Annotated in this window: 12 protein-coding genes and 1 tRNA gene; 12 read left to right on the top strand and 1 reads right to left on the bottom strand. The window is 61.1% G+C overall.

Annotation, left to right across the window (positions count from 1 at the left end; genetic code table 11):
* Window positions 1-9: 9 nt before the first annotated feature.
* Window positions 10-86, top strand: a tRNA-Asp gene (locus tag Q7T64_RS14605).
* Between the two features lie 240 nt (window positions 87-326).
* Here the strand turns inward: Q7T64_RS14605 and Q7T64_RS14600 are convergent.
* Window positions 327-1,487: a GGDEF domain-containing protein gene (locus Q7T64_RS14600; protein WP_304797184.1), complete on the bottom strand. Its 1,161-nt coding sequence runs from the start codon at window positions 1,485-1,487 to the stop codon at window positions 327-329.
* A 298-nt stretch (window positions 1,488-1,785) separates the two neighbouring features.
* On the opposite strand from Q7T64_RS14600, the gene Q7T64_RS14595 reads away from it, so the two are divergent.
* From Q7T64_RS14595 to Q7T64_RS14545, 11 genes are all read left to right on the top strand, one after another.
* The gene (locus Q7T64_RS14595) at window positions 1,786-2,151 is read left to right on the top strand and encodes a PAS domain-containing protein (RefSeq protein WP_304797182.1); all 366 of its coding nucleotides are present in this window, start codon (window positions 1,786-1,788) and stop codon (window positions 2,149-2,151) included.
* Complete coding sequence (locus tag Q7T64_RS14590) at window positions 2,148-2,345, top strand: EAL domain-containing protein (protein WP_370653337.1); 198 nt, start codon at window positions 2,148-2,150, stop codon at window positions 2,343-2,345. The genes Q7T64_RS14595 and Q7T64_RS14590 overlap by 4 nt, the downstream gene beginning before the upstream one ends.
* Entirely contained in the window at window positions 2,342-3,148 is an 807-nt protein-coding gene (locus Q7T64_RS14585) for a YdcF family protein (protein ID WP_304797180.1), read from the top strand. Before Q7T64_RS14590 ends, Q7T64_RS14585 begins: the two co-directional genes overlap by 4 nt.
* A 181-nt stretch (window positions 3,149-3,329) precedes the next feature.
* The gene (locus Q7T64_RS14580; RefSeq protein WP_304797178.1) at window positions 3,330-4,463 is read left to right on the top strand and encodes an ABC transporter substrate-binding protein; all 1,134 of its coding nucleotides are present in this window, start codon (window positions 3,330-3,332) and stop codon (window positions 4,461-4,463) included.
* A 208-nt stretch (window positions 4,464-4,671) separates the two neighbouring features.
* Window positions 4,672-6,105: a dihydrolipoyl dehydrogenase gene (locus Q7T64_RS14575; protein WP_304797176.1), complete on the top strand. Its 1,434-nt coding sequence runs from the start codon at window positions 4,672-4,674 to the stop codon at window positions 6,103-6,105.
* A 108-nt stretch (window positions 6,106-6,213) separates the two neighbouring features.
* Window positions 6,214-6,516 (top strand): YqjD family protein, encoded by a 303-nt coding sequence (locus tag Q7T64_RS14570; RefSeq protein ID WP_304797174.1) that lies wholly within the window; start codon window positions 6,214-6,216, stop codon window positions 6,514-6,516.
* Window positions 6,517-6,525: 9 nt separating this feature from the next.
* A complete protein-coding gene (locus Q7T64_RS14565; RefSeq protein WP_304797172.1) occupies window positions 6,526-6,912 on the top strand; it encodes a phage holin family protein in 387 nt (128 codons plus the stop codon).
* Window positions 6,913-6,946: 34 nt separating this feature from the next.
* A complete protein-coding gene (locus tag Q7T64_RS14560; RefSeq protein ID WP_304797170.1) occupies window positions 6,947-7,384 on the top strand; it encodes a hypothetical protein in 438 nt (145 codons plus the stop codon).
* 136 nt (window positions 7,385-7,520) lie between these two features.
* Entirely contained in the window at window positions 7,521-8,207 is a 687-nt protein-coding gene (locus tag Q7T64_RS14555) for an OmpA family protein (RefSeq protein WP_304797169.1), read from the top strand.
* Between the two features lie 175 nt (window positions 8,208-8,382).
* Complete coding sequence (locus Q7T64_RS14550; RefSeq protein WP_304797167.1) at window positions 8,383-8,682, top strand: helix-turn-helix domain-containing protein; 300 nt, start codon at window positions 8,383-8,385, stop codon at window positions 8,680-8,682.
* A complete protein-coding gene (locus Q7T64_RS14545) occupies window positions 8,679-9,992 on the top strand; it encodes a type II toxin-antitoxin system HipA family toxin (RefSeq protein ID WP_304797165.1) in 1,314 nt (437 codons plus the stop codon). The genes Q7T64_RS14550 and Q7T64_RS14545 overlap by 4 nt, the downstream gene beginning before the upstream one ends.
* The last annotated feature ends 67 nt before the right edge of the window (window positions 9,993-10,059 follow it).

Here is a 10,059-nt window from a genome sequence, read left to right as displayed (position 1 = left end):
GGGCTCAATGGAGTGGTAGTTCAGTTGGTTAGAATACCGGCCTGTCACGCCGGGGGTCGCGGGTTCGAGTCCCGTCCACTCCGCCAAACATACAAATGCCCGCGCAAGCGGGCATTTCCAATTCCGGAGTGGAGAAAGCCGCCTGCGCGGCTTTCGGCGGAGCGAGAAGGGATTCGCTTGCAAGCGAATCCGCGGCCTGCAATGTGTAGGCGAGTCCCGTCCACTCCGCCAAACATACAAATGCCCGCGCAAGCGGGCATTTCCGTTTCCGGAGTGGAGAAAGCCGCCTGCGGCCCCTCATGTTGCAAAGCTTGATTAATGCGCGCTCACTGGGTCTCTTGCTGGAGCATCAGTGCGCGATTGCGGCCCTCGGCTTTCGCTTTATATAGCGCCTGGTCAGCCCGCGCAATGAGGGCGTCAAAGCTGGTATCCCCCGCTTGGACGCAGCTCACGCCAACGCTCGTTGTGCAAGCGGGCGCACCTGGGCCGGCTGGCGTCGCTTCGACTGCGGCACGGACACGTTCGCCAAGCGCGAGGGCAGTGCTCAGGTCGGTAACGGGCAGCAAAACCACGAACTCCTCACCACCGTAACGTCCTACGAGATCACTCTTGCGAAGGGGGCGGCGCAACGTGGCCACGAATCGCTTCAGAACCTGGTCACCTACCAGGTGCCCGTATCGGTCATTGATTTGCTTGAAATGATCAATGTCCAGCAGCAGCACAGCAAAAGATTGTCCATAACGCTGCCAGCGCAGCAGCTCTTGCTCGCCGGCGAGCTGCAGCACCCGCCGGTTCAAGGCGCCAGTCAGGCTGTCGTAGGTGGCGAGATGCTCGAATTCGGCGCGTATGCGCTCACTGGCCATCAACTGCGCGCCCACGAGGAAGAGCAACACCATGAAACTGAAACTGACCAGGTAGAGGGTATGAATCAGGGTGGGCGTGAAGTGGTTTGTGTCTGCCCTGTCGATCCAATAAATGGCGACCAAGCGCACTATTACGATACTGGTTTGCACCCCCATCACAACCATGGTGAACCTGGCCGCCCAACCGCGCCCATGACGCAGCAGCAGGCGGGTGTGCCCAGCGAACAGTAGGCCCACTGTGCAGGCGAAGATCGCGACGCGGATCCGATAGTCCGGTTGGGCCAGCAGAAAGAACGCCAGTCCACTTAAACTGATGATTCCCAGGCCGCCCCAAAAGCGCCACGTGACCTTTTGTTCGAAAAAGCACTGACTGCCGAAATACAGAAGACCGCACGAGCAAAACGCAAAGGCGTTGCCACCGATCACGGCCACGCTGTGAGGAATCAGTCCGTCCAGGCCAAAAAAAAGCGTGGCGAGCATGCCCAGCAGCGGACCCAAGCCCCATAGGCCAAGTCCCTTGAGTGTCCCGGGAAAATTGTGCCGCACGCCTAGGATGACGATGCCCAAGACGACGCACATGACGCCTGTCATCAAGTTTATGGCGCGAAGGTCAAAGCTGGACATCAAGTGCAGTTGCGGTAATTTCGTTGTAGGCGGTGCCCTGGTTTGCTCGGTACTTGCTGCGCAGATCCCCGACAGGCCATCAAGGGCCCAGTTGCTTTAGAGTACCACGCTGTTCGTGAAGAATTGTGGCTTTGGCAATGCGGGTAGGCGTATTGAACGAGCCGGAGTGCGTAATCCGGGAATGCCGTCAGTTGCAAAATTCGTCGCTTTTTTATTCACAAGACTCCGAGTTTGGATTTTTTGACAAGTGGCGGTTTGTTTGCTATTGGTCATTGGGAATTAATCGACGCCCCAAATAATGTCCGGATTCCAATGTTCCAGTTCAACTTCACGGGGTGAGAAGCAGTTCGATGAGCGCGGGCAATTGCTCCGGCTGGTCGGCTCCCATACCGACATCACCGAGCGCAAGCGTGAGGCCAACCGCTTCCAGAGTGCCGTCGAAGCATCGCCCAACGCCATGATCATGGTGGACGACAAGGGCCGCATCGTGCTGGCCAACTCGCGTGCCGACAGCATGTTTGGCTACGAGCCGGGTAGCCTGGTCGGCACCAGCCTTGATCTGCTGGTGCCCGAGGCAGCACGCGGCGGGCATGAGCGGCTACGCCAGGGTTTCATGGATGCCGCAAGCAACCGCGGGATGGCCGACGGCCGTCTGCCATCGTGACGGCCATCATCCAGCTGGGACAGAGCCTGGGTTTCATCACCATCGCCGAAGGCGTGGAGACACAGGCGCAATTTGAATCCTTGCGTGCGCAAGGTTGTGACGAATTCCAGGGCTACTTGTTTGGCAAGCCCTTGCCGCCCGACCAACTCGCGGCCTTGATAGCGGCGCAAGACGCCGCTGGAATTCCCGATTGAGCGCGAGCGTACTCGCGATCGGCCTCATCAGCGCGATACTGCTGCCGCCGCTTTCCCTGTTGCTGATTGCCGCAGCCGGTGGCGCATTGCTGCGCACGCGCCACCGATTCGCCGGCCGCGTGCTGGTGACGCTGTCCCTGGTGCTGCTGACGGTATTGTCCACGCCGTTGACGGCGGCCTGGCTACCCCGCTTGCTTGAATCCGAATCGCCGCCACTTACGCGCGCACACGAAGCCCACGCCCATGCCATCGTGATACTTGGCGGCGATCGCATCGTGGCGGCGCAAGAATACGGCGGCCTCGACCAGCCCAACGGCTCAACGCTGGGGCGACTGCGCTACGGTGCATGGCTGCATCAACAGACCGGCCTGCCGATCCTGGTTACCGGCGGCAGCCCCGATGGCCGCGAGGAGCCCGAGTCGCTGCTGATGGCCCGCGCACTGCGCGACAGCTTCAAGGTGCCAGTGCGATGGGAAGAAGGGCGCTCCGACAATACCGCGCAAAACGCATTGAACAGCGCGGGCTTGCTCAAGCGAGCCGGTATCAAGCGCGTACTGTTGGTGACCGACGCCATCCACATGCCGCGCGCGCGCCGCATTTTCTCCGCCGCCGGTCTCGATGTCGTGCCCGCGCCGACCAATATCGCCAGTGGGCCGCAAGCCCTGACGCTGAAGACCTTCCTGCCGCAATCCGGCACCCTTGAACGTAGCCGCTATGCGCTGCACGAATGGATTGGCATGCTCTGGTATCGCGTGCGTTATCAGAACATTGATACAAATTATCCCCCCACACACCAGCAATAGTTTCGATAGCAGAACACTTCATTTTCATGAGTTCGATCAATGAATTGATGTTCGTTTTTCAGAGAAATATTTTGCGTTCGCACAGCACTTTTCGGTCAAAAATAAACACTTCAAAGGCACGCTGGATGTGGCGAATTGATTCTGTTGAAATGGCGCTCCCATCACGCCATCCAGACCAATCGTGCGCATCAAAAAACTCCTGGCTGAATTCATTTGTGTGGTTGCCGGTGCTGCATCTTTCGCAGCGCAGGCCGATGTGGTCATTGGCCAATCCGCCCCCCTGACTGGCGAGGCGGCCGCCGCCGGCAACGGGCTGGCGCTTGGCACGCGCATCTACTTCGAGCACATCAACACCACCGAAGGCGGCGTCAACGGCCACAAACTGGTCCACGTGGTCCTGGATGATGCTTTCAAGATCGACGCCACCGTCAAGAACACACGGGAATTCATCGCCAATCCGCAGGTGCTCGCGCTGACCGGTTACTACGGCACCGACAACGTGTCGGCGCTGTTCAAGCAGCACCTGTTCGACAACACGCCGCTGGCCATCGTTGGTGCGTCCACTGGCGCGCGCCTGCTGCGTGAGCCGCACAACGCCAATGTATTTCATCTGCGCGCCGGCTACGCCGAGGAAGTCGACGCCATTGTTCGCCATGTGGCTGGCCTGGGCACCAAGCGTATTGCTGTTTTCCATGAAGACAATCCGTTTGGCGACGCCGGTGTGCGTGCGCTGGAAGACGCCGCCCGGCTACGCAATATTGTCGTGGCGGCGCGGGTTTCCTATGAGCGTTATTCCACGGACGTGGGCAATGCCGTGAAGGACGTACTGGCAGCTGATCCGGACACCGTCGTGATGATTGCCGTCACTGCGCCCGCCGCCGAGTTCGTCAGGCAATACCGTGCGGGCGGCGGCCGTGGCTTTCTTTTCAATATCTCGACCGCGAACGTGGAGGGCATGACCAAGGCGGTCGGTGCAACTGTCGCGCAGGGCGTCGGCATTTCGCAGGTTTTCCCGTTTCCGTACAGTGCCACCTTGCCGCTGGTATCGGAGTACCAGTCGCTGATGAGCCGCTATGCAAAGGGCGTGCCCTACTCGTATCCATCGATGGAGGGCTTCATGAACGCCAAAGTGCTGGTCGCCGCGCTGCGCAAGGCCGGCAAGTCGCCCACCAGGGCATCGATCCGCCAGGCCCTGCAAGGGCTCGGAGAGCTGAACCTGGGTGGATATCCGATCAGATTCTCGGCCAATAATCATATTGGCTCGCGCTATGTTGAATTGACCGTTGTCAGCAAGAGCGGTGCGCTGGTTCGCTAGGATTCTGGTTCCCTGGTAGAAAAGTGCGCAGGCACGATGTGCACGGGCTCGGGCGGCCAGTGGCCGATGCAGCGGCGGCATGTTCCCGTATCGATGGCGGCAATGGCGCCGACGCCGTTTGTTCGAGCGAGCGCAATGATCGGGTCGGGTGCATACTGAAAGGCCGTGTATCCAGGATCCCGCTTTTGAGCGGGATGCACAGCTCTCCATGAACCAGCTATCAGTCGATGTCGCCGTGATCGGCGCAGGTAGCGCCGGCCTGACTGCGTTTCGCGCCGCACGCCTGCACCACGAGCGCGTGGTGTTGATCGAGCAGGCGCAGTACGGTACGACCTGCGCGCGCGTGGGTTGCATGCCCAGCAAGCTGTTGATTGCCGCTGCCCAGGCTGCGTACGGCGTGCGCCACGCAAATGTATTTGGCGTGCACGCCGGCGACCCCCGCATCGATGGTGCGGCCGTGATGCGGCGCGTACGCGAAGAGCGCGACCGCTTCGTCGGTGGTGTGGTCGGCAGCACCGAGGCAATTGCCCCCGAATGGCGACTGATGGGGCAGGCCCGCTTCCTCGACCCGTCCCGCCTGCAGGTCGGCGAAGACACCGTCGTCAACGCAAGGGCCGTGGTCATTGCGACGGGCTCGCGTCCGTTCATTCCGCCCGAACTGCAAGCAGCCGCAGACCGGCTTTTTACCAGCGACGATGTCTTCGACTGGCCCACATTGCCGGAATCCGTTGCCATTGTCGGCGTTGGTGTCATTGGCCTCGAGCTCGGCCAGGCACTGCATCGGCTGGGTGTGCGCGTCGTGTTGTTCGGACGCGCCGATACGACAGGGCAACTGGACGATCCGGCGCTGGCGAAACTGGCGACCACTATCTTCAGCCGCGAGCTTGACCTGCGCCTGCAGACAGAATTGGTCCGTAGCGAGCGCACTGCGCAAGGCGTTGCGCTGACCGTGCGCGATCGCCATGGCGTTGAAACCACCGAGCATTTCAGCCATGTCCTGTCGGCTACCGGGCGTGTTCCGAATGTCGATCAGCTGGACCTCGCGAATTCCGGCCTGGCGCTGGGCGACAATGGTGTACCGGTATTCGATCCCGCCACCATGCAATGCGGCGCCAGCGCCATTTTCATTGCAGGCGACGCCAGCAATGAGCGTGCCCTGCTGCACGAGGCGGTCGACCAGGGCCGGATCGCCGGTGACAATGCGGGGGCTTGGCCGAACATGCGGCCGGCACTGCGCCATGTGCCATTCTCGATCGCCTTTTCCGAGCCGCAATTGACCCAGGTCGGACCCCGTTGGAAGCAGTTGCAGGATGCGGACTACGTAATCGGGCGGGTCTCGTTCGAAGACCAGGGGCGCAGCCGGGTCATCGGCGAAAACCATGGCGCACTGCATGTGTATGCGGAGCGCAGCACGGGTCGCTTGCTCGGCGCGCAAATGGCCGGGCCACGTGCCGAACATCTCGGTCATCTGCTTGCATGGGCATTGCAAAACGAGATGACGATCGGACAAATGCTGCGCATGCCGTTTTATCATCCTGTCATCGAAGAAGGATTGCGCACCGCTTTGAAAGACGCGCGCGACCAGATGTCGAAGCCGCCGCCGCCGATCGAACACTGCGACGACTGTACCCCGGGTGTCTGAGCGACACTTGTTTTACGGACAAATGGCCGCATCTACAATATAGAATAGCGTCTCCCAGGCATTGGTTGATCCGCGTAAAAACAATCCCCGTAACCAGGAGAAATCATCATGATGGAATCACAACTCAAGACAGTCCGTAACGATTTCGGTACATTGCTGCGCGACGCGCAGGCACTGTTTCGCGAAGCAACCAGCGCCACCGGTGTCAAGGCGGACGACCTGCGCGCGCGCGGCATGGCCATGCTGGACGAGGCCAGCGGCAAGGCCAAGGAGCTGCAGGCAGCAGCGATTGAAGCCGGCAAGGAAATCGCCGACTCTGCCGATGGTTATGTGCGGCAAAACCCATGGCAGGCGGTTGCCATATCAGCCGGCGTGGGCCTGCTGGTTGGCGTGCTGATCGCACGCAAGTAAGCGCTGTTCATGCAGACACAGGACGAACCCGGGCGACAGCCCGGCCTGTTCGCCAGCGCCACCGCGCTGGCTCGTAATGCGCTGGGGCTGGTGATTTCCCGGATCGAGCTTGCCGCACTCGAAATCGGTGAAATCCGGGTTAATGTGCAGAAGCTCATCCTGTTCGGTGCGCTTGGCGCGATTGCCGCATGGTTTGCGCTGGCCTTCTGGTCAATGCTGATCGTGGTTCTCGCTTGGCCCGCGATGGGCTGGACCATACTCGCGCTGTTGGGCCTGGTCTTTACGGTGGCGGCGTTTGTGCTGTTCAAGCAGGCGCAGTCCATCCTGCGCGAGCACAAGCTGTCCTTGCCGGCCACCATGGCCGAGTTGCGCAACGACCGCGATTCACTTCTGTGATGTTCGCTCACTTGATCACGGAGCCCCCGACCAGATGAAAACGGCACAGCAACAAGAGGCAGACCAGCGCAAGCGGTTCCTGATCGTCCAGGGCCAGTTGTTTCGGCTGGGCATCCTGGAGGCGCAGCAATCGCTGACGGCCAACCTGCATCGCGATGTGCTCCTGAAGAGCGCCGTTGCGCATGTGGTAAACAGCAGTGCCGATATGGCGCGCAATGCATTCACGCTCGACGGCCTGTCGAGCGGGATATTCAACGGTCGCCTGGCGCTATTGTTGCCGGTGCTTGCCAAGGCGGTCGGTTTTCTATCGCGCCGTCATCTGCTGATGCCTGCCGGGATCGCGGTGGCGGTCGGCGCCGCCGGATACGCCAGCTGGCGCAGCATCGCGGCAAAGAAGCGACGCAAAGAGGCCAGCGAGCAAATCCAGGCCGGTGGCATGCCGCCGATAGATCAGAGCACACCGCTTCCCTGAGTCCGGTGTCGGCGTAATACTCCGGGCAAACGCCACACGGTGCTGCGCGGCAGGAGCCAGAACTTCCGTTTCCCGGGCAAGTCTGACAACAATCATTCAAAACAAATAACGAAACCATCATCAAGCGGAGATTCCCATGCGCAAAACAGTGACGGCTGTCCTGATCGCCTCTACCTTGGCGGTTGGCTGCGCCAATATGGACCAAACCCAACGCGGCACTGCCATGGGTGCCGGCATCGGCGCTGGCGTTGGCGCGGTACTGGGTGCAGCGACGGGTGGCGGCGGTGGTGGCCGGGCTGCTACTGGCGCCGTGCTTGGCGGGGCAGCGGGCGCGGTTGCCGGCAACATCTGGTCCAGCCGTATGGAGCAGCAGAAGCGGCAAATGCAGCAGGCCACGCAAGGCACGGGCGTACAGGTCACCCAGACACAGGACAACCGCATCAAGGTAGAAATCCCCAGCGATATCTCGTTCGATAGCGGCCGCTCCGACATCAAGCCCAATTTCAGGCCTGTGCTCGATAAATTTGCCAGCACGCTGGCCGAAAATACCGGTACCCGCATCAATATAGTCGGCCATACCGACAACACCGGCAGCGATGCGATCAACGACCCCTTGTCGGTAAATCGTGCCGCGCGTACCCGTGACTATCTGGTCAGCCGTGGTGTGGCATCCAATCGCTTCGCCATTGACGGTCGCGGATCGCATGAGCCGCTGGCGGCCAACGACACGGAATCCAATCGTGCGCGCAATCGCCGCGTGGAGATTTACGTAGCCGAGCAGCAGGCAACCGCGCAAGCACCGCAGCCCGCCCCATCCCGATAGCCATCATGCCGGCAAGCGCGGCAGGCTGGCCCGGCCGCACTTGCATTGCATGCTGACCGCAGTGCCCATTCAAATAGGCAAACAAGATTTTTGCCTATTTGATTAAGCAATTTCTTGCATTGCGATGCATGCTGTCTATAATAGGCAAATCAATATTTTGCCTATTTAAACCAGCATGACGACCTTGCTCGACATCGGCAGCAAAATAAGGACTGCGCGGCAGCGGCAGCAATTGAGCGCATCGGCGCTGGCCGAAAAAAGTCGCGTCCACCGCAACACCTTGTCCGCACTGGAACAAGGCACCGGCAATGTCGAGCTCAATACCCTGCTCGCACTATGCGAGCAGCTCGGGCTGGACATTGTGCTGACCCCCAGGGAAACCGCCGCCTCGGCCGAGGCCGCCTATGGCGAGCAGTTGACCGGCTTGCAATTGCGCATTTCAGAAAGGCTGGCGCGCGGCAAGGGTGGCCAATGAGCCAGCTGCGGGCATTGCGCATCAGGCTTGGCCTGGCCGATGTCGGCACCTTGTTCGACCTGGACGACGGTCGCGTCTACTTCCAGTTCGATGACGAATACGCGCTCGACCCGCAGCGCGCGAACTTGTCGGTGCTGCTGTCTGGCGGTACCGAAGAACAGGTACGAGCGCAGCTGATCAAGCCGCCCGATCACGTCCGGTTTGGTGGCGGGAAACGGCGCTTGCCGGTGTTTTTCCGCAACTTGCTGCCGGAAGGCGTACTGCGCAAGCAGTTGATCGCCGACGCCGGCATCGATGTCGACGACGAAATGAGCCTGTTGTCCTATTGCGGCGAGGACCTGCCCGGCGATGTCTGGGCCCTGCCCGAAAAGCTGGACGACGCCCGCATGCGGCGCTTGCTGACCCAAGGGCACGACAGCTTCGAGTACAGCTCCGATCAACTCCCGACGCCGCAGGCCGTCTCCCTTTCCGGCGTACAGCCAAAGGTGGACCTGGTCCAGGCAGCGGGCGGGCGCTATGTAATGCGCTCTTCCACAGCTAGCGGCGGCGCCCACTTCATTGCCAAGCTCCCCGCATCGGACTACCAGGGCCTGCCGGAAGTCGAGCACACATCCTTGCTGCTGGCAGCCGCCGCCGGCGTCAGGGTTTGCCAGGCTCAGTTACAGCCGTTGAGCGCCATCGCCGACAAGCTGCCGTTCACGCTGCGTGACGACGCCCGCAATTTCCTGCTGGTTCGCCGCTTCGACCGTGACGCACCGACCCCCACCGGGCGCCTGCACATGGAAGACTTCGCCCAGGCTCTCGGCCTGTCGCCCGAGGACAAATACCAGGGCGACTACGCCTCGATCGGACTGGTCCTGCTGGAAGTTTCGCCGGATGGCGCGGCCGATGTGCTGGAGTTGCTGCGCCGCGTGAAGGTCAACGAATTGCTCGGCAACTACGACGCCCACACCAAGAACTTCTCCCTGTTATACGGGCTCGATGGCAAGGCCCGGCTATCGCCCGCCTACGATATCGTGGCCTACGGCGCCTATATTGACGGACAGGGACATGGCCTGCGGTTCCTGCCGGGACAAACTGGTAAGCGGGTACTTACCCCCTCCATAGTCCGCCAACTCGCTAACATCTGGGAATTGCCGGAAATCGGCATGACCGCCGTATTGCGCGACACGGTCGACCGCGCCATGCGCACATGGCCGGGAATGATCATGGACTCAGCGCTGAGCCAGGCCCAGAAAACACGGCTGATCGCGCATCTTGACGACCACCCGGATGCCCACGCCTGGCGTCGCCGCAACAAGCTCACCTAGCCTGGCCAGCTTGCCCGCCGGTCGCGTGGAAGCGCTCACTACAAGCGAGCGCCAGACGCAAAAAAGC

This window comes from Lacisediminimonas sp., assembly GCF_030645335.1.
Lineage (GTDB): Bacteria > Pseudomonadota > Gammaproteobacteria > Burkholderiales > Burkholderiaceae_D > Lacisediminimonas.
The sequence above is the reverse complement of the archived record's forward strand: the minus strand, read 5'-3'. Positions and strand labels throughout refer to the sequence as shown.

What these genes read in the sequence shown, in the direction of transcription:
- Q7T64_RS14595 (WP_304797182.1), top strand. Translation starts at nt 1,786, where the DNA reads ATGTCCGGATTCCAATGTTCCAGTTCAACTTCACGGGGTGAGAAGCAG.
- Q7T64_RS14560 (WP_304797170.1), top strand. Translation starts at nt 6,947, where the DNA reads ATGAAAACGGCACAGCAACAAGAGGCAGACCAGCGCAAGCGGTTCCTG.
- Q7T64_RS14545 (WP_304797165.1), top strand. Translation starts at nt 8,679, where the DNA reads ATGAGCCAGCTGCGGGCATTGCGCATCAGGCTTGGCCTGGCCGATGTC.
- Q7T64_RS14600 (WP_304797184.1), bottom strand. Translation starts at nt 1,487, where the DNA reads ATGTCCAGCTTTGACCTTCGCGCCATAAACTTGATGACAGGCGTCATG.
- Q7T64_RS14575 (WP_304797176.1), top strand. Translation starts at nt 4,672, where the DNA reads ATGAACCAGCTATCAGTCGATGTCGCCGTGATCGGCGCAGGTAGCGCC.
- Q7T64_RS14565 (WP_304797172.1), top strand. Translation starts at nt 6,526, where the DNA reads ATGCAGACACAGGACGAACCCGGGCGACAGCCCGGCCTGTTCGCCAGC.
- Q7T64_RS14555 (WP_304797169.1), top strand. Translation starts at nt 7,521, where the DNA reads ATGCGCAAAACAGTGACGGCTGTCCTGATCGCCTCTACCTTGGCGGTT.
- Q7T64_RS14570 (WP_304797174.1), top strand. Translation starts at nt 6,214, where the DNA reads ATGATGGAATCACAACTCAAGACAGTCCGTAACGATTTCGGTACATTG.
- Q7T64_RS14550 (WP_304797167.1), top strand. Translation starts at nt 8,383, where the DNA reads ATGACGACCTTGCTCGACATCGGCAGCAAAATAAGGACTGCGCGGCAG.